Origin of the sequence: Undibacterium sp. Ren11W (assembly GCF_049340485.1) — a bacterium.
Classification (GTDB): domain Bacteria; phylum Pseudomonadota; class Gammaproteobacteria; order Burkholderiales; family Burkholderiaceae_D; genus Undibacterium.
Map to the genome: position 1 here is coordinate 124,144 of NZ_JBMPPB010000004.1, position 22,327 is coordinate 146,470.

Here is a 22,327-nt window from a genome sequence, read left to right on the forward strand (position 1 = left end):
TTGCTCTTTTGTATCTAAAAGAGTGCCGTGCTTATTTTTTAATCTGTGTCATGATTTGCGTCAGTAAGCTGTCTAACATGCCCAGCATCAGGTCAAGTTCTTCTATGCTGACATTCAAGGCCGGCATGAAGCGCAATAAATCAGGTCGTGGCGAGTTCAGCAGCACGCCAAATGGCTGCATGTCACGTCCGGCCTCGACCAGTTTCGCGCCTATGTCTGAGCCTAGCTTGAGGGCGCGCAGTAAGCCTTCGCCGCGCTCGCCCTGCAAGCCGTGTTTTTCCGATAGCTTGAGCAAGGCTTTGCTCAGATAGTCAGATTTTTCTTTGACCGATGCCATGAACCCGGGTGCCAGTAATTCTTTTAGTACGGCAATACCGACGGCGGTGATTAAAGGATTGCCATTATAGGTACCGCCCTGGTCGCCAGGCACAAAGCAGGCGACCGCTTCGCGGCATAACAGGGCGGCTAAAGGAACACCACCGCCTATGCCTTTACCGAGCGTCATGATGTCCGGTTCGATTTCCGACAACTGATAGGCAAACAATTCGCCGGTACGGCCCATGCCGGTTTGCACTTCATCGACGATCAAGAGAATATTGTGTTTTTTGGTCAGCGCGCGCAAGGCTTGCATGAATTCACGGCTGGCGGGCAGTACCCCACCTTCGCCTTGTACCGGTTCTAGCATCACCGCCACAGTTTTATCTGTGATCAGTTGTTCTACCGAGGCGATGTCGTTCAGATCGGCTTTCGGGAAGCCTGTGACTTGCGGTGCAAAAATAGTATCCCAGCCCGGTTTACCGGATGCCGACATAGTAGCCAGAGTGCGGCCATGGAAGCCATGATCAAAGGTGATGATTTCGTAGGCGCCCGCCTTATTTAGCTGGCCCCATTTACGCGCCAGCTTGATCGCGCCTTCATTCGCTTCGGCACCGCTATTGGTGAAAAACACGCGGTCAAAGCAAGAGTTGGCAGTGAGCATGCTGGCCAATTCTATCGCTGGCGCGTTATAAAAAGCCGGTGAAGGATTGATCAGTTTTTTCGATTGTGTAATCAGGGCATCTTGTATGCATTGCGGCGAATGCCCCAGACAGTTGACCGCCCATCCTTGCAGAAAATCGAGATAGCGCTTGCCATTATGATCGCTCATCCACATGCCGCTGCCTTCGGTAAACACCAGCTCCGGGCGCGGTGTGATGTACATGAGTGCGTTCACGTTGTACTGACTGAATTCCATTTGTTGGCTCCTGAAAAAGCGTAATGACAAGTTAAAAAAAGAAAATAAAAATGTTTGAATGCAAAAAAAAACCACAGGTTTTTGTCCTGTGGCTTCTATTTGCGTTATTTACTTAATACTGCTTTTTACGCGCAAGACTTCCCAGGCTCGATCTGCAAGCTACGGCGTCGGGCACTATTTGGGGAAGACATGTCGGTAAAAGAATTCATCAGCATAGTGTAAAGCAGTTTCAGGTATTTTGCGCGGCGCAGTATAAAATTATTCGAAAAAAATTACGCGCCTTGTAAATCGGCTTCTGAGGTAAATGCATCGGCGTAAAATTCATCTGCCGGCAATTGGCATTGCGCGATAAAGTCGCGTTTGGCCGAATCGACTACGATAGGCGCGCCGCAGGCGTACACCTGATACGCCGATAAATCGGCATGATCCGCCATCACCGCCTGATGTACGAAACCGCTGCGACCGCTCCATAGGTCTTCCGGCTGCGCGTCCGATATTACCGGTACGTAGCTAAAATTAGCCAGACTGGTGACCCATTCGCGGCACAATCCGTCCATATACAAGTCTTGCGGTCGACGGCCACCCCAGTACAGCGTCACAGGGCGGGTCGATTGCAGATCGATCAGATGCTCCATGAGCGCTTTGATAGGCGCAAATCCGGTGCCGGACGCCAGCAGGATGATGGGCTTTTCTGTGTCTTCACGTAGAAAGAAGCTGCCTTGCGGTCCTTCAAAGCGCAAAATATCGCGCTCTTTCATGCTGGAAAATACCTGATCGGTAAATACGCCGCCAGGCATGTGGCGCAGGTGTAGCGTAATTTGCCCATCGATATGCGGTGCATTGGCCATGCTGTAGCTGCGCCGCTTACCGTCTTTCAGCATGAATTCTATGTACTGCCCGGCGCGGTATTGCAGGCGCTCGTTGGCAGGCAATTGCAGGGCGATCAGCATCACATCTTCTGATAGTTTCTCCATCTTGGCGATGCGGCTAGGCATTTTCTTGAGCGGGAATTCCTCACTGCCCTGGATTTCGCGTACTTCTATGTTGACGTCAGTATTTGGAACCGCGCAGCAAAATAAGGCCGCTCCTTGCGCTTCTTCGGTATCGGATAAGGCTTTTTGCTGATGGCCACCATGCGTCACCTGACCGGCTAACACTTTACCTTTACAGGAACCGCAAGCGCCGTTCTTGCAGCCGTAAGGCAGGCCGACCCCGGCACGCAAGGCGGCCGCGAGGATAGTTTCGTCTGCGTCGCAGCTAAATTGTCGGCCACTAGGCGTCACAGTTACTTGAAAAGTCATACAATTCCTGAAATAAAAAATCAGATAAAAATAAAATGAATCAACATCGCATCAAAAATTCTCAGCGCTTAGGCAAACCACGCCTGCTGATCATCGGTTGTGGAGATGTAGGCATGCGATTATTGCCTTTGTTAACACAGCAGTTTCGTATTTTTGCGCTGACCAGTCAGCCAGCGCGGCATGCCGAGTTACGCGCAGCAGGTGCTATCCCTATCACCGCCGATCTGGATCAGCCGCGCAGTTTGGCGCGTCTGGCTGGCTTGGCTAACTATGTCGTGCATTTGGCACCACCGCCGGCAGTAGGTGATTCTGACTGCCGCACGCGAAATTTGATCGCCATTTTACCCGACAAGAGCCGTCTTGTTTATATCAGCACCACCGGAGTCTACGGAAACTGCGACGAACAGCCGTTTGGCGAAACCCGTACTGTGGCCGCGAATAATCCGCGCGCCAAGCGCAGAGTGGCCGCTGAGCGTCTGTTGCGCGCCTGGGCTGTGCGCAGCCAATCGCGCTTGGCGATCCTGCGGGTGCCGGGTATTTACGCCGCCGACCGCTTACCACTGGAACGTCTGCGTAAAGGCACGCCGGCATTGTTAGCGGCCGAGGACGTGTATACCAATCATATCCATGCCGATGATTTGGCGATGCTGATTAAGTTGGCTTTGTTTCGCGCCGCACCGAATCGGGTTTACCACGCGGTTGACGATAGCGATCTGAAGATGGCGGATTATTTTGATTTGGTGGCCGATCATTTTCAGTTGCCTCGCCCGCCACGTTTAACGCGCGCTGAGCTGGCGCAGCAGATTTCTCCTGTGTTGCTGTCGTTTATGTCGGAATCGCGCCGCATGCTTAACCATAGGATCAAGCAAGAGTTGGGAGGGCGGTTCAATTACCCTAGCGTGTTGCAGGGCGTTCAGGCAGCCATGCTGCTGACGCAAAAATGAAGATACCAACGAAGTTCGCCTAGTCTGTCGCGCATATTCCATGCGCCTTTCCAGGCAGGCGGCTCGCCAAGCCCCGACCAGACTGGGTCTTGGCGGTGTGCTTGGCGAAAAGTCAGAAAATGCTCGAAAAAACTTTTCCTAACTTGGCGTACTGGTGCAAATGTCTCTTTTATGTCGGTCTGAGTTTCGATATAAAAAATCAATGTAATAAAATGTTACCAAAAAGAACTCTTCATGTTAAATTGCTGCGGCAGCATGCTGAGCTCCGAAAAAAAATGAGGCTGAAGGCCGGAAAAAAATGACCGCGCAAAACCCACGCTTATCGATGGAATTGTTCGCCCTTAATCAAGATGTCGCCGCTCTGGAGGCTAGCCTCGCTGGGCTGGAGGGGCGCGCACGACTCGACATTTTGATCACTCTGGCTTGGGCTCTGCGTCAGCGCGATTGTGAGTATGCCTTGCGTTTGGTCGAGCAGGCCGAGGCAATGCTGGATCATGAGCCGATTGAGGATACGAAGGTGCAAGCTGATTTGGCGCGGCTGCTGTTAATAAAAGGCGAGGTTAACTGGTTATTTGCCGACCTGACTCAGGCAGAGCAACAAGCGATGTTGGCCATCAGTATTTTTGAGCGTTTCGCCGATCGTATTGGCGCGGGTGACGCCAAGTGGTTGCTGGCATCGGTATGGCTAGACCGTGGTGATGTACACAATCATGCCAAGTGGCTAGAGTTGGCGACTGCCGATTACCGCCTGGCCGGTGATGCACTGCGCGTGGCCATCGCCAATGCGCGGGCTTTGCATTTTGCCGCCTTTCTGGATGCGCCAGGCACCAGCGCGCGCATTTCTGAATTGTTTGATCTTAAGTCGTCACAACCGGCTGCCGTGATGGCATGGTTGGCCAGTGCGCTGGCGCTGGTGCCTGGCTTAAGCGGCGATCAAGTGACGGCGATCCGCGCTTATTCGCAGGCGCATTTGGCGGCGCGTGAAAGCGGCCAACTAAGGCAGGCGATTTTGAATGCCAGCAATGGTGCCGATGCCTTTGCTACCTTAGGTGACCTTGATGCTGCGTTGGAGTGGGATGAGCATGCCCTGGCTCTGGCACGCAGTACCGGCTGGCCCTCGATGGTTGGTAACACCTTGATGCAAACCGGGAATGTCTTGCGTCTGCTGGGGCGGCGTGATGAGGCTAAGGCCATGTTGCTGGAGGCGCAGGCCACTATGCGCGAATTGACTAGTTCCAAGTCTTATACGATGACACTGCAGTATCTGGGCGATTTGGCGCTGGATGCGGCTGAGCCACAGGCGGCCTTAGGGTATTTTCTCCAGGTCGAACAACGCATTACCAGTCTGGGCGAACAATATTTTTTACTGCGTTGCTGGCGTGGCCAGGCCAATGCGCTGTGCCGTTTGGCGCAACCGCAAGAGGCCAGCGCCAAGGTGGCGGCTGCGTTTGCATTAGCGAGTCGCGAAGGCAGTGCCGACGAGCAAATTAAGGCCTTGCGCATTTATGCCGAGCTATACCATCTATATCCACTGCCAGCACCGGACGGCATGGCCAGTGCCAGCGCTAGTCTGCATTTTTTAAATCAGGCTTTGGCGGTCGCAAGCACCATCAATGGCTACATCGTGCCTAGCGAATTACTTGATGAAGTGGCCAATGCCTATGCTGTCATCGGAAATTACCGTTTGGCTTATACCTATGCACAGTCAGCTGCCGCGGCGCGCGACAATAAACGACTGGCCGATGCCAGTATCCGTGCAGTGGCGATGCAAGTGCGCCAGGAAACCGAGCGCGCCTATGCTTCGGCCAGATATCATCAGCAGCTTGCCATCAATGAGGCTAGTCGTGCCAGCTATCTGCAGGAAACCAATACCACCTTGGAAACCCTGGGCTTGATCGGTCGCGAGATGACCGCCAATCTGAATAAAGAAGCGGTGTTTTCTACGTTCTACCGGCATGTCAGGCAATTGTTAGATGTCACCTCATTTTCGATTTCTTTACTCGAACAGGATGGCGTCACGCTAACAGGAAGTTTTTGCATGGAGGAGGGCCGCGCCCTGCTTTTGTCGGATTGTTCCGTGGATGACGAGACCATCTTTACGGCACGCTGTGCGCGTGAACGACAAGAAGTTGTGATTAATATTTTGCCCGATGACGATCTGGCTGACTCCAGCAGGGTCGCAGGCAGCCTCGATACTGTGAGTTTGTTGTTCGCGCCCTTGTTAGCAGGTGAACGTTTGTTGGGCGTGATGTCAATACAATCGATACGCTCGCATGCCTATGCTGAGCGCGAATGTGCAATTTTCCGAACCCTGTGCGCGTATGCGGCGATCGCACTCGAGAATGCGGCTGCCTACGCAATGGTCGATAGCGCCCAATTGCAAGCCAATGCCGCGCTGCAAGAGCTAGGTAAGGCCAGAGAAAAATTGGCCGATCATGCAGAATGGCTGGCGGAGGAGGTCAGCAAGGCTACCGGCGAAATTACCCAGCGCGAACGCGAAACCGTGTATCGCTTATCGAAGGCGGCCGAATACCGTGACCGCGAAACCGGCGCCCATATTCTAAGGATGGCACATTACTCTGAATTAATCGCTAAAGGCATGGGCTTGTCGGTGGCGGATCGCGAGTTGTTGTTAGAGGCAGCACCCATGCACGACATAGGTAAAGTTGGCATTGCCGACCACATCCTGCTGAAACCAAGACGGCTGGATGGCGAAGAATTCGAGGTAATGAAGCAACATGCTTTGTACGGCTACGAGATTTTGAAAGAAAGCTCATCAAAAGTGCTGCAAGCGGGCGCTGCAATAGCACGAGGACATCATGAAAAATTTGATGGCAGCGGTTATCCGTATGGATTGAAGGGGCAAGAAATACCGATTTTTAGTCGCATCGTCGCGGTGGCCGATGTGTTCGATGCCCTGACCTCAGAACGTCCGTATAAAAAAGCCTGGCCGCTGGAAGCTGCGGTTGATTATCTCAAGGCCAATAGTGGCTCCCATTTTGATCCAGACTGTGTCTCCACCTTTTTCGAGCATTGGGATGATGTGCTGGAGATACGCGCACGGTTTCAGGATGAGCACTGAACTTCATACTAAATCAAGACAAGTCCGGCGCGCATATCCCATGCGGCCGGTAGGGTAGGCAGGCCCAACGCGCATATTCCATGCGCTCTGCAGGGCAGGCATGCCGGGAAGGCGCATGGAATATGCGTCCCTGGCCTAGGTTCAGGCGCTCTTAGGTTTATACCAGAGCCGACGTCACCTTCAAGACCTCATCCGCCGTAGTGACTCCCTCCAAAATTTTATAGGCCCCAGCTATGCGCAAGGGCTTCATTTGATCTTTGATGCTTTGTGCTCTAAGTGCGTTGATATCGGATTCTTGTTTAATCAATTTGCTAAATGGTTGTGTCACAGTGAGTAACTCATACAAGCCAACGCGCCCCTTGAAACCGGTTTGACGACAATCAGGGCAACCTACCGGTCTATATATTTTTGCGGGTTTTGGAATGCCCCACTCTTCGGTCAGGCTGTACCAGACAGTATCGAGCATTTCGCCATCCGCCGATTTGCACATTGGGCATAAAGTTCGCACCAGGCGCTGCGCCAGGATGCCGATAATGGTCGCTTCCAGTAGGTAATAAGGGACACCCAGCTCTAGCAGACGCATGATGGCGGACGGCGCGTCATTGGTGTGCAGCGTCGATAGCACCAGATGTCCGGTGAGCGCAGCCTGTATCGCCATTTCAGCAGTCTGCAAATCGCGAATCTCACCGACCATGATGATGTCGGGATCTTGCCGCATCAGGGCGCGCACGCCATCGGCGAAGCTCAGTCCAATATTATGCTGTACCTGCATTTGATTAAATGAGGCTTCCACCATTTCTATTGGGTCTTCGACGGTGCAGACATTTACTTCGGGGGTCGCCAATGCCTTCAGTGTGGTGTATAAGGTAGTGGTTTTGCCGGAACCGGTCGGCCCGGTGACAAGGATAATGCCATGCGGTTTACTGGTCAGATTATCCCATCGCACCGCGTCTTCAATCGGAAAGCCCAGTTCTGGCAAAGTCTTGACCACGACTTCCGGATCAAAGATACGCATCACCATTTTTTCGCCGAAAGCGGTTGGTAAGGTGGATAGTCGCAACTCAACCTCTACCCCTTCCTGGGTGACGGTTTTGATGCGGCCATCCTGAGGCCGGCGTTTTTCGATAACGTCCATCCGTCCGAGTAGCTTGATCCTGGCGGTCATGGCGATCATCACTGTGGCGGGCACTTGATATACCTGATGCAGCACGCCATCGATGCGGAAACGTATGGTGGCCATATCGCGCTTGGGCTCCAGATGGATGTCAGAAGCACGTTGGTCGAAGGCGAATTGCCATAGCCAGTCGACGATGTTGATGATGTGCTGATCGTTGGCGTCGAGTTGCTTATTGGCCTTTCCGAGTTCCACCAATTGTTCGAAGTTATTGCGCAGGGCCAGATCTTTATTGCCAGCGCGCTTGGCATCTTTAATCGATTTTGCTAGTGAAAAAAACTGGGTAATGTATTGGGCAATCTCTAGCGGATTGGCCAGCACAAGTTTGATTTCTTTGCGGCTGAGGCGGGCAATTTCTTCCACCCAGGTATTATTGTAGGGGTCAGTGGTGGCCACGGTGACGCTAGTGGCGCCGGTCTCTACCGGTAGAATATTGAAGCGTGTGGCGTAGGTCGATGACATGACATCGGCCACTTTGGCAAAGTCTATCTTGAGTGGATCGATCCGATAAAAAGGAAGATCACATTTTCTGGCCGTCCATTCAGTCAGCCAGTCGAGGCTGAGTAATTGGTGCGGGGCCAGCTCCGAATGCAGCTTGGTTTGCGCCACCGCGGTCAATGCATGCATGGTGGCCGGTCCATTTCTTAGGATGACCTGGGCATTGGTAAACTCGGCCTTGGCATTTTCTTTTTTGATGATGCCATCGCTCATCAACCAGGTAAATATTTGTTGTATGCTCAGATGCTTCTGCACGGATTTTGTCATGGTTGCTCGATGGCGGTTGAACTAGGTTTTTGCTTGTCGGTACGGCTAAATACAAAGAATAAAAATTAGACTGGATCGTCAGCTAGCTTTAAACCTTCTACCCATGATTTTGTGGGCAGCTTAGTGAGTTCTTTAATTGCTTTTGCGCGTTCAGTCAAAGTAGGAAAATCCAACTTCATTCTCGATTTAAAGGCGATCGCCACCACATTGCCATCATGCACTTTAGGCAGGCAAAATACACTGCCAAAGACGAAGCGCATCGCCTTAATATTCTTGGCAAAACTCGGATGGTCGCCAAACAGATTCACTGTCAAGATCCCGTCTTCAGTCAGACAGTCGGCACAGGCTTGATAAAACTCGGCGCTGTCGAGTACAGGGCCGCGCGCGGTTGCATCATATAAATCTACTTGTATCGCGTCGAACTTGTCGTGATTATCTGGGTTGTCTACAAAGGCCTGCGCATCCATTTCTATGACATTCAGACGTTCGTCATTGGCTGGCAGCTTAAACATGCTTTCGCAGATCATGATCACCGCAGGATTGAGGTCAACGGCCGTGACATGCGCCTGTTCAAACTGACGATAGCAAAACTTGGTCATGGCGCCGGTTCCTAATCCTAATTGCAATAACTGCTTAGGTTCAGAGATAAACAGCATCCATGCCATCATCTGTTGCGCGTATTCCAGTTCCAGCCAGTCAGGTTTACGCAGGCGCATCGCGCCTTGTACCCACTCAGTACCGAAATGCAGGAAACGGACACCATCCAGTTCCGACAGAGTGATGGGAGCAAATTTGACTTTGCGATTTTTGGTGATTGCCGCCGCTTTGGGGCCGGACCGGAAATTGCCTTCGGCCTCTATGGATTTTCGTTTGATAAGCATGCCGTCATTTTAACCAGCATCTGGCCCGACTAAAAGCGAATTAAGCAGGATTACACTAAGTTACTTAGCAGCGTTAGCTGGCGGTGTTTTCAATGATGCATTTCCAACGTAACAGTTTGTCTTCAAAGCGCATCTGCGCATAGGCGGGAGACGAGGAGGGTAGTTGCAGCGTGGTATAGGCCATTTGCTCAAAATCGGTACGCATTTTGCCTGCCGTATTGCCATTGAAGCAAAGTTTTCTGAGTTGGGGGTAGGCCAATTGGAGGGAGCGAAAATTATTCGGTTCGCCTTGTCTGATAGCTGAGTCTAGGCTGCCTTGCCGCCGGCAGGCGCCAAATACATCCCATAAGCCTATGCCGTGCGCCAGCAGGCTTTGCAGGCGGTCTGGGTAGCTTAAATCGACCAGGTTTTCATCAAGTACTCCGGATAATAAGCGCCAGAACTGATTTTGTTTAAAGGCGTAATACTGTTGTGCACGTAAAGAAGCCTCACCAGGAAAACTACCCAGTATCAGTGTATGTGTTGCCGTATCGATTACCGGGGCAAAGCCCTGTAGCGGGATGGCTTCTGCGGATGGCCGTTGCGTCATGAGCGCTTATTCCTTGCAGCTTTTTTGCTGTAATGCGAGCGGAAAACAAAAAAGCCTCGCATTTCTGCAAGGCTTTTTATTTTGGCTCCCCGACCTGGACTCGAACCAGGGACCTGCGGATTAACAGTCCGTCGCTCTACCAACTGAGCTATCAGGGAATAGAAGAAATACACCTCTTCGTTAAACTATTTTCCAGTGATTTTGTTACAAGTTCACTGGCTACTTCAAATTCTGTGGCTCCCCGACCTGGACTCGAACCAGGGACCTGCGGATTAACAGTCCGTCGCTCTACCAACTGAGCTATCAGGGAACAGAGACAAAGATTATATGCGTCTTTGCCCGTCTTGTCAAAAGCTTTTTGGTTTTGCCCGCTTACAGAACCGCTGTAAGCGCGTCAATCACGACATCGATATTGCGCTTGTTCAGAGCAGCGACACAGATGCGGCCGGTATCAACGGCATAAATAGAGTTGTTGTCGCGCAGCTTTTCAACTTGTTCTTTTGTGAGGCCGGAGTAAGAGAACATACCGCGTTGCTGGGTCACGAAATCAAAGCTATGCGCAGGCGCTTTCTCTTTGAGTTTGCTGACGAAGGCCGCGCGCATTTCGCGTATGCGTATGCGCATGCCAGCCAATTCTTCTTCCCACAATTGACGCAGTTCTGGCGTAGACAGTACGGTAGCAACTACCTGGCCGCCATGAATAGGTGGATTCGAGTAATTGGTGCGGATCACGCGTTTGAGTTGCGACATGATGCGTGCCGCTTCTTCTGCGCTGGAGGCGGCGATGCTAAGTGCGCCAACGCGTTCGCCATACAAGGAGAAGGATTTTGAGAAAGAGTTGGAAACGAATAGCGCGCCTCCCGCTTCAGCAAAACGACGGACTACTTTGCCGTCGGCTTCTATGCCGTCGCCAAAACCTTGATAAGCCATATCGAGGAAGGGAACCAGGCCACGCGTCGTCACGACTGCTATGACTTGCGTCCATTGATCGTCAGTCAAGTCGGCACCTGTTGGATTATGGCAGCAGGCGTGCAGCAAGACAATGGAGCCGGCTGGCATAGTGCTTAAGGCATTGAGCATACCGCTAAAGTTGACGCCGCGTGTCGCTGCATCGTAATAAGGGTAGTTATTGACCGTGAAACCGGCCGATTCAAACAGGGCGCGGTGATTTTCCCAGCTCGGGTCGCTGATCCACACTTGTGCATCCGGTGCGAAGCGTTTCAAAAAGTCCGCGCCCAGTTTTAATGCGCCAGTACCACCGATGGCTTGCGCAGTAATTGCACGCTTCTCTTGTACTACGGCGCTATCGGCACCAAATACTAGTTCTTGTACCGCTTTGTCGTAGGCAGCCAGGCCTTCGATAGGCAAGTAAGTACGCGGAGCAAATTTTCCCATCAGAATGGCTTCGGCCTTTTTGACGCATTCCAGTAAAGGTACTTTGCCATTGTCGTCATAATAAACGCCAACGCCCAGGTTAACCTTGGCAGGATTCTGGTCGGCGTTGAAACCTTCCGTAATGCCAAGGATAGGGTCGCGAGGTGCCATGGTGATGGCGGAAAACAGGGGGGAGGTAGCGGGAGCGGTCATCGTGATAATATGAAAAATTGTCTGTTAATTGACTGGCAAAGGCAGACTGAGGTTGGAAGGGGGGAACTAAAATCTCTTTTCAACGGACTATTTTAACAAAGGTAATTGGTAAATGGCTGATTTAACACAGATATCGGGTGCGGTGGATGAACCAAAATTCGTGACGTTTCCAGATTCGCCCTATCAATTGTGTCAATTATTTCCTCCGGCGGGTGATCAGCCTGCGGCGATTGCGCAACTGGTTGAGGGAATTAATGATGGCTTATTCTTTCAGACTTTGCTGGGTGTGACCGGCTCGGGTAAGACGTATACGATGGCCAATGTAATCGCCCGTACTGGTCGACCAGCAATCATTTTCGCGCCAAATAAGACTTTGGCAGCGCAGTTATATAGTGAATTCCGCGAATTTTTCCCGCGTAATGCGGTTGAGTATTTTGTCAGTTACTACGATTACTACCAGCCAGAGGCCTATGTGCCGCAGCGCGATTTGTTCATAGAGAAAGACTCGGCGATCAATGAGCACATAGAGCAGATGCGCCTGTCGTGCACCAAATCGCTGATGGAACGACGTGATGTGATCATCGTGGCAACGGTGTCGGCGATTTACGGTATTGGTAATCCCAAGGAGTATCACAAGATGATCCTTACCTTGCGCGCCAAGGATAAGGTGAGTCAGCGCGATTTGATTGCGCGTTTGATACAGATGCAATACACGCGCAATGAAATTGATTTTAGCCGCGGTACTTTCCGTGTGCGCGGAGATACCATCGATATTTTCCCAGCTGAACATGCTGAACTGGCGCTACGAGTGGAGATGTTTGACGATGAGATCGAGAACTTGCAATTGTTTGATCCACTCACCGGGCGGGTCAAGCAAAAAATCCCCCGCTTTACGGTTTATCCAAGCTCGCATTATGTGACACCGCGTGAGACCGTGTTGCGTGCGGTGGAAACTATCAAGATAGAGTTGCGTGAGCGTCTGGAGTTTTTTCGACGCGAAAACAAATTAATTGAAGAGCAGCGCATAGAGCAGCGCACCCGTTTCGATCTGGAGATGATGGCGGAGATTGGTTTCACCAAGGGCATTGAAAACTACTCGCGTCATTTGAGTGGTGCTTTGCCGGGCGAGCCGCCACCGACTCTGGTCGATTATTTGCCGGCCGACGCCTTGATGTTTCTCGATGAGTCGCATGTCTTGACCGGGCAGCTTAATGCCATGTACAACGGCGACCGCTCGCGCAAAACCAATCTGGTCGATTACGGCTTTCGCCTGCCATCGGCGTTGGATAACCGTCCGCTTAAGTTTGAAGAGTTCGAGAGTAAGATGCGTCAGACCGTGTTTGTCTCGGCCACTCCGGCTGAATATGAACGAACTCACGCCGATCAGGTAGTCGAGCAGGTCGTAAGGCCGACCGGCCTGGTGGATCCGCGTATCGAGGTGCGGCCAGCGTTGACGCAGGTGGATGATCTGATGCAGGAAATCACCGCTAGAGTGAAGTTGCATGAGCGGGTCTTGGTGACTACCTTGACCAAACGCATGTCTGAGCAGCTCACAGAATTTTTAAGTGATAACGGTATTAAAGTACGCTATCTGCATAGTGATATTGATACCGTGGAGCGGGTAGAAATTTTGCGCGATTTACGCCTTGGCACCTTCGACGTGCTGGTCGGGATTAATCTATTGCGTGAGGGTTTGGATATTCCCGAGGTCTCGTTAGTCGCTATACTTGATGCCGATAAAGAGGGCTTTTTACGCTCCGAGCGCAGCTTGATTCAAACCATAGGCCGGGCTGCTCGTAATCTCAATGGAACTGCGATTTTATATGCCGACCGGATTACCGATTCCATGCGACGCGCCATCGACGAAACTGAGCGAAGGCGGAATAAACAGATCGCGTTTAATCTGGAAAACAATATCACGCCTACCGGTATCAAGAAAAAGATCAAGGACATTATTGACGGCGTCTACAATCCGCAAGAGGCGCGCGAAGAGTTGGCCGTAGCGCAGGAGCAAGCTAAATACGAAATGATGAGCGAGAAACAAATCAGTCGCGAAATTAAGAAATTGGAAAAACTGATGATGGATCACGCCAAGAATCTGGAGTTCGAAAAGGCAGGTATGGTCAGAGATCAACTTGCACATCTGAAACAGCAGCTATTTGGTGCTGATGGTAAGGATAATCTGGCGGCACTGAGTGCCAAGCTTTAAGGGCGAAGCATATTTATTAAAGCACGCAATACCCATGCGCCTTCTGGCTCGAAATGGCTCGGAAAGGCGCATGGATACTGCGTATGTGTTTTTAGAAGTTCTTTTTTTGCGCCGAGTTAATTTTCGCCGCCGACTTCTGGTTGTAGTGTGATGTGATCAATATTATGGATCTCGAGTAGCATAGTTTTCACGCTTTCCATAATGCGTGGCCATGCGCTGATGTCGGCGATTTCCAGATGGCCTATTAACGCCGGATGGCCTGGCGACATTTCCCAGATATGTAAATCGTGTACGGAAAGGACGCCTGCGATGGCTTCCAGGTCATCGCCAATTTTTACATAATCGATGTGATGCGGAACACCTTCCATCAAGAAATGATACGAATCTGCAAGTACACCAAAGGTGGACTTTAAAATCAATAGAGAGACAAAGATCGATAGGATAGGGTCGACTTGCATCCAGCCTGTGTTGTAAATAACCGCGCCGGAAATAATAGCGGCTAGCGAACCGAGTAAGTCACCCATCACGTGGATCAGCGCTGCCTTAGTGTTGAGGCTCTCCTTGTCGTGTGAAAGTACCCAGGCCGCCACGACATTGATCGCCAGGCCGATGCTGGCGACTAGCATGACTGTGCCGCCCTGTACGGCCGGTGGATGCGCTAAGCGCTGCACGGCTTCATACGAAATCCAGCCAACCACGGCCAGCATAATTAAACCATTAACGAATGCGGCTAGTGCTTCCGCGCGCCCGAAGCCAAAAGAGTTCTTGGCCGTCGGCGGCCGTTTTGCGATCATCTGCGCTAGTAACGCCAGGCCAAGCGCTGCCGCATCGGTCACCATGTGGCCGGCATCGGATATCAGGGCAAGTGAATTTGATAAAAATCCAAAGACAACTTCCACTAAGGCAAAGCTCAGAGTGAGTGCAAGCGCCCAGGCTAGTATGCTTTGACTGCGGTTCTCGAAATAATGCTGGTGTACTGCGTCGCCGTGGCCGTGGGCGTGTAGGCGAGTATTATGTTCGGATTCGATTTTTGATGGCATTTGACGGTCAGTCTAATTGGAGGTTATTGCAATTGCGATGGGCGTGAGTGTAAAGGATAGTCACTATGTTCGTGAAATATCCTTGTTTTTTGCTGCTTGTTGTGGGGGGGGGTGAGCGAGTTGTTGTTGGTGGGTGACAGCTCAGGTGAAAACAAAAATACAAAAACGCCTTTACTATATGGCGTTGGTTTGCTATAGTGTCGGCTCTTCGGGCGGTTAGTTCAGCTGGTTAGAATACTTGGTCGACATCCAAGGGGTCGCAGATTCGAATTCTGCACCGCCCACCAGAATTTAAGCAGTACCTTAGTTATATAAGAGCGAGAAAGGCATCATGGTTATGACACCGCGAACTACGATCACATTCCTTTGTGAGCGACTCTAGTCGAGGTGTTTTTTCGTTTGTAGGTATTGTGAAAAACGCGGCTAGCCCGCGTTTTTTTTCGTCCGCGTTTTTCGTATTTGTTTAGATTTAATCACTCACCGATACACCATTACATTATTCGGCAATCCTTGCCGGCATGGAGATTAAGATGATTTCAGTTCGATTGCCCGATGGTTCTCAACGTCAGTTTGATGAGCCTGTGACGGTTGCTCAGGTTGCCGCAAGTATCGGCGCCGGTTTGGCGAAAGCCGCTTTAGCAGGAAAAGTCGACGGTAAATTGGTTGATACCTCCTATCTGATTGCGGCTGATGCTGATCTGGCAATTGTTACCGATAAGGATGCGGATGGCCTGGAGGTGATACGTCACTCTACTGCGCATTTGTTGGCGCATGCGGTGAAAGAATTATTTCCAGAGGCGCAGGTGACGATAGGTCCGGTGATAGAAAATGGATTTTTCTATGATTTCTCGTATAAACGCCCGTTTACCCCTGAAGATTTGGTCGTCATCGAAAAGAAAATGACCGAGTTGGCGAAAAAAGATGAGCAAGTGACGCGCAAGGTCTTGCCGCGCGACGAGGCGGTTGCCTATTTTAAATCGATAGGTGAGGCGTATAAGGCAGAGATTATTGAATCAATTCCGGCGGATCAGGATGTCTCTTTATATACTGAGGGATCATTCACAGACTTGTGTCGCGGCCCGCATGTCCCATCCACCGGTAAGCTAAAAGTCTTCAAGTTAATGAAGTTGGCTGGTGCCTACTGGCGCGGTGACTCCAAGAATGAAATGCTGCAGCGTATTTACGGCACTGCTTTTGCAAAAAAAGAAGAGCAAGAGAATTACCTGCACATGTTGGAAGAGGCGGAGAAGCGCGATCACCGTAAATTAGGTAAGGCCTTGGACTTGTTTCATATGCAGGAGGAAGCACCTGGTCTGGTATTTTGGCACGCCAAGGGATGGACTATCTGGCAGCAAGTTGAGCAATACATGCGTCAGGTCTATCGCGACTGCGGATATCAAGAGGTGAAAACGCCGCAAATTCTAGATCGTTCTTTGTGGGAGCGTACCGGGCATTGGGAGAACTATCGCGAAAGCATGTTTTCGACTGAGTCGGAAAGTCGCAGCTATGCTTTGAAGCCCATGAATTGCCCTGGCCATATACAAATTTTCAATACGGGCTTGCGCAGCTATCGCGAATTGCCTTTGCGCTTTGGTGAATTTGGTCAGTGTCATCGCAATGAAACTTCAGGTGCATTGCACGGCATTATGCGGGTACGTGGCTTTACTCAGGATGATGGACATATTTTTTGTACCGAAGAGCAAATTGCCGATGAGGTCATGGCCTTTCATCCACAGGCGATGAAGGTGTATGCTGATTTTGGTTTCACAAATATCGATATTAAGATCGCGACTCGTCCTGATAATCGTATTGGCACAGAACAGGCTTGGGATAGGGCGGAGGAGGCGTTGCGTTCAGCCTTACGAGCCTGCGGTTTAAGTTGGGAGGAGTTGCCTGGCGAGGGGGCATTTTATGGCCCAAAAATTGAATATCATTTGAAAGATAGTCTGGGGCGCTCTTGGCAGGTTGGAACGGTGCAAATAGATCCGTCTATGCCAGTGCGTCTTGGTGCCGAGTATGTAGCGGAAGACAATACTCGTAAGATACCGATGATGTTGCATAGAGCTATCGTCGGCTCCATGGAGCGTTTCATAGGTATTTTGATAGAAAATTATGCTGGCGCCTTGCCTTTATGGCTTGCTCCGGTGCAAATTGCAGTCTTGAATATCTCTGAATCTCAGGCTGAATACACAGCACTTGTTGCGGAAAACCTGAGAAAACAAGGGTTTAGAGTGCACACAGATTTGCGTAATGAGAAAATAACCTATAAAATACGCGAGCATTCAATACAAAAACTTCCTTATATCATCGTTATTGGCGATAAAGAAAGAGATGCAAACACAGTGGCTGTGCGTACGCGTGGTAATCTCGATTTGGGTGTAATGTCCCATGAAGCCTTGTTGGAACGTCTAAATAGTGACGTGGCAAACAAGGTCTAATCAGATAAGTCAGCGAAATAGCACAGCCAATTTATTTATTTTTCGAAGGAAACTGCAATAGCTACCGACAAGTCACATCGCATCAACGGTGAAATTACAGCGCTAGAAGTGCGCTTATCTGGCGTTGAGAACGAACCTTTGGGTATCGTCAAACTGAGTGAGGCTCTTCGTCTATCAGAAGAATCGAATGTCGATTTGGTGGAGATTGCGCCTACTGCGCAGCCACCCGTTTGTCGTTTGATGGATTACGGCAAGTTTAAATACCAAGAGCAAAAAAAGGCGCACGAAGCCAAGCTGAAACAAAAAGTTATTTTGGTGAAGGAAGTAAAGTTCCGACCTGGCACCGATGATGGCGATTACAACATTAAATTGCGTAATCTGACCAAATTCTTGGATGACGGTGACAAAACTAAGATTACTTTACGTTTTCGCGGACGTGAAATGGCGCATCAAGATATCGGGATGCGCATGCTGGAGCGTTTGAAACTCGATCTTGAGCCTTACGGTCAGGTAGAGCAATTTCCTAAGATGGAAGGTCGTCAGATGGTGATGATCCTTTCTCCTAAGAAGAAAAAATAATTCGGAAGTAATTTCAGAATTTGAAGGAGTCTTGTCATTAAAAAGCAAGATTTCCTCAATGGGTGATGAACTAGATTTCACACCCTCACTAAGTGAGAAGTAGGCATCCAAGTGCATCGTCATTGTTGCCACCTACCATCATATAAAATTGGAGCTGTCGTTAAGACAGATGTGCTATGCCAAAAATGAAAACAAAGAGCTCTGCTAAGAAGCGCTTTCGTGTACGTCCAGGTGGAACGATCAAATGTGGTCATGCTTTCAAGCGTCACATTTTGACAAAAAAGACCACTAAAAATAAACGCCAATTGCGCGGTATCACGAACGTTAATGCTCATGACACAGTATCAGTCATGCGCATGATGCCAAACGCTTAACCTCATACTCATCTATTAAGGAGTTACTATGCCTAGAGTAAAACGTGGGGTTACAGCTCGTGCCCGTCATAAGAAAGTCCTCGATTTAGCCAAAGGCTACCGTGGTCGTCGTAGCAAGGTATATCGTATTGCCAAGCAAGCAGTTATGCGCGCTGGTCAATATGCATACCGTGATCGTCGTAACAAAAAACGTGTATTCCGCGCATTGTGGATTACCCGTATCAATGCGGCGTCACGTCAGCATGGTATGACATACAGCGTATTCATGAATGGTCTGAAAAAAGCTTCCATCGAACTTGATCGTAAGGTCTTGGCTGATATGGCTGTGATGGACAAACCAGCATTTACTGCGATTGTTAATCAAGTCAAAGCGACACTGGCTGCTTAAGCATGTGTTAGATGCAGATTCGCCATACGCGAGTCTGTAAGATAAGCGGGGCAGAGGTTGAATCCTGTGCCCCGTTTTGTTTTCAGTATTTCATATTCAGACTCCCGCAATCAGTTGCCCTATTTGTTACCCTTAGTTGGGAAAAATCGCATGAATCCCTTAGATCATCTCGTAACTCAAGCGCGCGCAGACTTTTCTGCCGCCCAAGACGCTGCTGCTTTAGAAAATGCCAAGGCACTTTACCTTGGTAAAACTGGACAAATTACCGAGCAAATGAAGCTCTTGGGTAAGCTGGCTCCAGAAGAGCGTAAAGCGCAGGGAGCGATTATTAATGTCGTGAAAGAGCAAATCGAAAATGCGCTCACTGAGTGCCGCGATGCTTTGGCCAATGCCCAAATGCAGACGCGACTCAATGCTGAAGCGATCGATGTCAGTCTACCTGGTCGTGGGCGTGGCATGGGTGGAATTCATCCTGTCATGCGTACCTGGCAGCGGGTTGAAGAGATTTTTCGCTCGATTGGTTTTGCAGTGGCGGACGGCCCTGAAATCGAAAATGACTGGACCAATTTCACCGCTTTGAATAGCCCGGAAAATCATCCCGCACGTTCTATGCAAGATACCTTCTATATCGAGGGTAATGACAGTTCAGGTAAGCCATTGCTGTTGCGTACCCATACTAGTCCTATGCAAGTTCGTTATGCCCGCATGCATCAACCGCCGATTAAGGTCATCGCACCAGGTCGCACTTATCGCGTTGATAGCGATGCCACGCACTCCCCGATGTTCCATCAGGTTGAGGGATTGTGGATAGATGAAAATATTAGTTTCGCTGACTTGAAGGGTGTTTACCTTAATTTCGTCAAAGCGTTTTTTGAGACCGATGATTTGCAAGTGCGTTTTCGCCCGTCCTATTTTCCTTTCACTGAACCATCGGCCGAGATCGACATCGCTTTTGGTAGTGGTCCGTTGAAGGGCCGTTGGTTGGAGGTTTCCGGTTCTGGCCAGGTACATCCTTCTGTGATTAGAAATATGGGTTTAGATCCTGAGAAATATATAGGTTTTGCGTTTGGCTCAGGTTTAGAGCGCCTTGCCATGTTACGTTACGGGATCAGCGATTTACGTCTTTTCTACGAAGGTGATTTGCGTTTCCTTAAGCAATTCAACTAAAACGTTTAAATAAATTCGGAGAAGCAAAAACTTCTTCGTCCAACGATTACTTCGTACCTCAGGTACATACTCACGGCTGAATTATGCAATTTTCTGAAAACTGGTTACGCACCATGGTTGATCCGAAGATGACTTCGGATGAGTTGGCACATTTGCTCACCATGTCTGGATTGGAAGTGGAGGAGGTCGAAGAAGTCGCCCCTCCTTTTAACAACGTAGTAGTCGCGGAAATCCGTGAAATAGTTAAACATCCCGATGCCGATAGACTCAACGTTTGTCAAGTTGATGTCGGTACTGGTACTTTGTTGAACATCGTTTGCGGCGCGCCGAATGTCAGAGTTGGCATGAAGGTTCCATGTGCCATGGCGGGGGCTATTTTGCCTCCGGGTGCAGACGGCAAACCATTTGAGATTAAGGTTGGAAAACTGCGTGGCATCGAGTCGCAAGGGATGTTGTGTTCTGCACGCGAGTTGAAACTAACTGAAGAGATTGCAGGTTTGTTGGAGCTTCCTGAAGATGCGCAAGTCGGGCAAAACTTTCGGGATTATTATCAATTAAATGATCTCAAGTTCACCATTAAACTGACTCCTAATAAGGCGGATTGCCTGTCGGTTTTGGGTGTCGCGCGTGAAGTGTCGGCGCTGACAGGAACTCCGCTCACTTTACCTGAGACGCATATTGTCGCGCTTAGCTTGCAAGACAAATTACCTGTAAAAATTTCGGCACCTGACTTATGTGGGCGCTTTAGCGGACGCATTATTCGCGGCGTTAACGCGAAAGCCCCGACGCCGGATTGGATGAAGCAACGCCTGGAACGTAGTGGTCAGCGTCCGATCTCTGCCCTGGTCGATATTTCTAATTATGTGATGTTGGAAATGGGGCGCCCTAGCCATGTATTTGATCTGGACAAGATACACGGTGGTCTTGAAGTGCGTTGGGGTAAGAGTGGTGAATCTTTGAAGCTGCTGAACGGGAGCACGGTTGCCGTAGATGAATGGATAGGCGTGATTTCGGATGACCAGGAAATTGAATCGCTGGCTGGCATTATGGGCGGTGACTCTACCTCGGTTAGCCTTGATACTCAAAACATTTACCTTGAAGCGGCCTTTTGGTGGCCGCAGGCCATACAGGGACGTGCTCGTCGATTTAATTTCTCAACGGATGCTGCGCATCGCTTCGAACGAGGAGTTGATTTCGCAACCACGGTTGAGCATTTGGAACGTATTACCAGTCTTATTGTAGAAATTTGTGGCGGTGCTGCGCATGTAAAAGTGGGACCTATTGATGATCACATCGTTAATTTGCCACTACGTCCGGCAGTGAAAATGAGAACGGCGCGCGCAGTAAAAGTCATCGGTGTGGCGCTGAGCGACACGCAAATCGCAGATATTTTTACTCGTTTGGGACTGCCATTTACCCAAGAACCTGGCCTGTTCTCAGTAACACCACCATCATATCGCTTTGATATCGAAATCGAAGAAGATTTGATCGAGGAAGTGGTGCGCGTTTATGGTTTTGAAAATATTCCATCCTTACCACCAGTGGCTGCGAATGCGATGTTGATCGAACCGGAAAATCGTCGCTCCTTGTTCACCCTACGCAGACAAATTGCCGATCTTGATTATCAAGAGGTTGTTAATTACAGTTTTGTAGAAGAGGCATGGGAAAAAGATTTTTGCGATAATGAGGCGCCAATTAAGTTACAGAATCCTATTTCTAGTCAGATGAGCGTCATGCGCACTAGTTTGATTGCTAGCTTGGTTGCTAATGCTAGATATAATTTAAATCGCAAAATCGGGCGCGTAAGGATTTTTGAAATTGCTGCAGTTTATTTGAAAAGTGGAAATGTTCCAGATGGTCCCCTGACGATTGCTGGCTACGATCAGCCCAAACGATTAGCTTCCTTGGCGTACGGACCATATGCTGAAGAGCAATGGGGGCAGGCAAGCAGAAATGTTGATTTCTTCGATGTTAAAGCTGATCTGGAGGCCTTATTCTCCCCTAAGACTTTACGATTTGTAAAAAAAGAACACGTCGCTTTACATCCAGGTCGCTCGGCTCAAATAGAATGCGATGGGCAAATTGTTGGCATGATAGGTGAGTTGCATCCGCGGTTGCAGCAAAAATACGACTTGCCTTTGGCACCAGTCGTATTTGAAGTTGACGTCGCTGCTTTGCAAACACTAAACGTTCCGATTTATCAAGAAACGTCTAAATTTCAAGCGGTCAGCCGTGATCTTGCCTTAGTGGTAAAACAGTCCGTTTCGGTGCGAGATTTGCAGGACATATTTGCTGTGGAAACAAAGGACAACGACGCATGTAAAATTGTGCAAGCCATTGTTTTATTTGATGAATATCGTGGAAAAGGCTTAGAGTCTGATGAGAAAAGTCTTGCTTTCCGCTTTAGCTTGCAAGATACTCAGAGTACGCTTCAGGATGATAAAATTGATGCCGCTATGGCAGCCTTGATTCTTGCCGCAAAAAATAAAATCGCTGCCAGACTGCGTTAAACCATCTCAATTCAGCCAGCAATGATCTGCATCCACATCTGTAGATCATTGTCTTAATTATTAGC

At 49.8% G+C, this 22,327-nt stretch carries 16 protein-coding genes and 3 tRNA genes; 10 read left to right on the forward strand and 9 right to left on the reverse strand.

What is annotated here, in order from left to right; translation table 11 throughout:
* Nucleotides 1–31: 31 nt before the first annotated feature.
* Complete coding sequence (locus tag ACO0K8_RS11220; protein WP_422946746.1) at nt 32–1,234, reverse strand: acetylornithine transaminase; 1,203 nt, start codon at nt 1,232–1,234, stop codon at nt 32–34.
* Between the two features lie 272 nt (nt 1,235–1,506).
* Nucleotides 1,507–2,535, reverse strand: a complete 1,029-nt coding sequence (locus ACO0K8_RS11225; protein WP_422946747.1) for a CDP-6-deoxy-delta-3,4-glucoseen reductase — start codon at nt 2,533–2,535, stop codon at nt 1,507–1,509.
* A 35-nt stretch (nt 2,536–2,570) separates the two neighbouring features.
* Here ACO0K8_RS11225 and ACO0K8_RS11230 point away from each other — a divergent pair, with 35 nt between their 5' ends.
* A complete protein-coding gene (locus ACO0K8_RS11230) occupies nt 2,571–3,479 on the forward strand; it encodes an NAD-dependent epimerase/dehydratase family protein (protein WP_422946748.1) in 909 nt (302 codons plus the stop codon).
* A 298-nt stretch (nt 3,480–3,777) separates the two neighbouring features.
* Entirely contained in the window at nt 3,778–6,561 is a 2,784-nt protein-coding gene (locus tag ACO0K8_RS11235; RefSeq protein WP_422946749.1) for an HD domain-containing phosphohydrolase, read from the forward strand.
* A 157-nt stretch (nt 6,562–6,718) separates the two neighbouring features.
* Here the strand turns inward: ACO0K8_RS11235 and ACO0K8_RS11240 are convergent, their stop codons facing one another.
* The 6 genes from ACO0K8_RS11240 to ACO0K8_RS11265 form a co-directional block, all read right to left on the reverse strand.
* Nucleotides 6,719–8,500 (reverse strand): GspE/PulE family protein, encoded by a 1,782-nt coding sequence (locus tag ACO0K8_RS11240; protein ID WP_422946750.1) that lies wholly within the window; start codon nt 8,498–8,500, stop codon nt 6,719–6,721.
* A gap of 65 nt (nt 8,501–8,565) precedes the next feature.
* Nucleotides 8,566–9,381, reverse strand: a complete 816-nt coding sequence (locus ACO0K8_RS11245; protein WP_422946751.1) for a methyltransferase domain-containing protein — start codon at nt 9,379–9,381, stop codon at nt 8,566–8,568.
* Nucleotides 9,382–9,454: 73 nt separating this feature from the next.
* Entirely contained in the window at nt 9,455–9,970 is a 516-nt protein-coding gene (locus ACO0K8_RS11250) for a DNA-deoxyinosine glycosylase (protein ID WP_422946752.1), read from the reverse strand.
* An 82-nt stretch (nt 9,971–10,052) separates the two neighbouring features.
* A tRNA-Asn gene (locus ACO0K8_RS11255) sits at nt 10,053–10,128 on the reverse strand.
* Nucleotides 10,129–10,204: 76 nt separating this feature from the next.
* Nucleotides 10,205–10,280, reverse strand: a tRNA-Asn gene (locus ACO0K8_RS11260).
* A 62-nt stretch (nt 10,281–10,342) separates the two neighbouring features.
* Nucleotides 10,343–11,557, reverse strand: coding sequence for an aromatic amino acid transaminase (locus tag ACO0K8_RS11265; protein ID WP_422946753.1), 1,215 nt, complete (start codon nt 11,555–11,557; stop codon nt 10,343–10,345).
* Nucleotides 11,558–11,669: 112 nt separating this feature from the next.
* Between ACO0K8_RS11265 and uvrB the strand changes: the two genes are divergently transcribed.
* Nucleotides 11,670–13,766, forward strand: coding sequence for an excinuclease ABC subunit UvrB (gene uvrB / locus ACO0K8_RS11270; RefSeq protein WP_422946754.1), 2,097 nt, complete (start codon nt 11,670–11,672; stop codon nt 13,764–13,766).
* A 116-nt stretch (nt 13,767–13,882) separates the two neighbouring features.
* On the opposite strand, the gene ACO0K8_RS11275 is transcribed toward uvrB, so the two are convergent.
* The gene (locus ACO0K8_RS11275) at nt 13,883–14,806 is read right to left on the reverse strand and encodes a cation diffusion facilitator family transporter (protein WP_422946755.1); all 924 of its coding nucleotides are present in this window, start codon (nt 14,804–14,806) and stop codon (nt 13,883–13,885) included.
* A 210-nt stretch (nt 14,807–15,016) separates the two neighbouring features.
* Between ACO0K8_RS11275 and ACO0K8_RS11280 the strand changes: the two genes are divergently transcribed.
* From ACO0K8_RS11280 to pheT, 7 genes are all read left to right on the forward strand, one after another.
* A tRNA-Val gene (locus ACO0K8_RS11280) sits at nt 15,017–15,093 on the forward strand.
* Nucleotides 15,094–15,336: 243 nt separating this feature from the next.
* Complete coding sequence (thrS, locus tag ACO0K8_RS11285; RefSeq protein ID WP_422946756.1) at nt 15,337–17,244, forward strand: threonine--tRNA ligase; 1,908 nt, start codon at nt 15,337–15,339, stop codon at nt 17,242–17,244.
* 57 nt (nt 17,245–17,301) lie between these two features.
* A complete protein-coding gene (gene infC / locus ACO0K8_RS11290) occupies nt 17,302–17,823 on the forward strand; it encodes a translation initiation factor IF-3 (RefSeq protein WP_422946971.1) in 522 nt (173 codons plus the stop codon).
* A gap of 176 nt (nt 17,824–17,999) precedes the next feature.
* A complete protein-coding gene (gene rpmI / locus ACO0K8_RS11295) occupies nt 18,000–18,197 on the forward strand; it encodes a 50S ribosomal protein L35 (RefSeq protein ID WP_304771617.1) in 198 nt (65 codons plus the stop codon).
* Nucleotides 18,198–18,225: 28 nt separating this feature from the next.
* Nucleotides 18,226–18,585 (forward strand): 50S ribosomal protein L20, encoded by a 360-nt coding sequence (gene rplT, locus ACO0K8_RS11300; protein ID WP_422946757.1) that lies wholly within the window; start codon nt 18,226–18,228, stop codon nt 18,583–18,585.
* A 150-nt stretch (nt 18,586–18,735) separates the two neighbouring features.
* Nucleotides 18,736–19,752 (forward strand): phenylalanine--tRNA ligase subunit alpha, encoded by a 1,017-nt coding sequence (gene pheS / locus ACO0K8_RS11305; protein ID WP_422946758.1) that lies wholly within the window; start codon nt 18,736–18,738, stop codon nt 19,750–19,752.
* A gap of 83 nt (nt 19,753–19,835) precedes the next feature.
* Nucleotides 19,836–22,262: a phenylalanine--tRNA ligase subunit beta gene (gene pheT / locus ACO0K8_RS11310; protein WP_422946759.1), complete on the forward strand. Its 2,427-nt coding sequence runs from the start codon at nt 19,836–19,838 to the stop codon at nt 22,260–22,262.
* The last annotated feature ends 65 nt before the right edge of the window (nt 22,263–22,327 follow it).

Bases quoted from the DNA above. Each gene is read 5' to 3' on its own strand.
- ACO0K8_RS11220 (WP_422946746.1), bottom strand. From the start codon at position 1,234: ATGGAATTCAGTCAGTACAACGTGAACGCACTCATGTACATCACACCG.
- ACO0K8_RS11225 (WP_422946747.1), bottom strand. From the start codon at position 2,535: ATGACTTTTCAAGTAACTGTGACGCCTAGTGGCCGACAATTTAGCTGC.
- ACO0K8_RS11230 (WP_422946748.1), top strand. From the start codon at position 2,571: ATGAATCAACATCGCATCAAAAATTCTCAGCGCTTAGGCAAACCACGC.
- ACO0K8_RS11235 (WP_422946749.1), top strand. From the start codon at position 3,778: ATGACCGCGCAAAACCCACGCTTATCGATGGAATTGTTCGCCCTTAAT.
- ACO0K8_RS11240 (WP_422946750.1), bottom strand. From the start codon at position 8,500: ATGACAAAATCCGTGCAGAAGCATCTGAGCATACAACAAATATTTACC.
- ACO0K8_RS11245 (WP_422946751.1), bottom strand. From the start codon at position 9,381: ATGCTTATCAAACGAAAATCCATAGAGGCCGAAGGCAATTTCCGGTCC.
- ACO0K8_RS11250 (WP_422946752.1), bottom strand. From the start codon at position 9,970: ATGACGCAACGGCCATCCGCAGAAGCCATCCCGCTACAGGGCTTTGCC.
- ACO0K8_RS11265 (WP_422946753.1), bottom strand. From the start codon at position 11,557: ATGACCGCTCCCGCTACCTCCCCCCTGTTTTCCGCCATCACCATGGCA.
- uvrB (WP_422946754.1), top strand. From the start codon at position 11,670: ATGGCTGATTTAACACAGATATCGGGTGCGGTGGATGAACCAAAATTC.
- ACO0K8_RS11275 (WP_422946755.1), bottom strand. From the start codon at position 14,806: ATGCCATCAAAAATCGAATCCGAACATAATACTCGCCTACACGCCCAC.
- thrS (WP_422946756.1), top strand. From the start codon at position 15,337: ATGATTTCAGTTCGATTGCCCGATGGTTCTCAACGTCAGTTTGATGAG.
- rpmI (WP_304771617.1), top strand. From the start codon at position 18,000: ATGCCAAAAATGAAAACAAAGAGCTCTGCTAAGAAGCGCTTTCGTGTA.
- rplT (WP_422946757.1), top strand. From the start codon at position 18,226: ATGCCTAGAGTAAAACGTGGGGTTACAGCTCGTGCCCGTCATAAGAAA.
- pheS (WP_422946758.1), top strand. From the start codon at position 18,736: ATGAATCCCTTAGATCATCTCGTAACTCAAGCGCGCGCAGACTTTTCT.
- pheT (WP_422946759.1), top strand. From the start codon at position 19,836: ATGCAATTTTCTGAAAACTGGTTACGCACCATGGTTGATCCGAAGATG.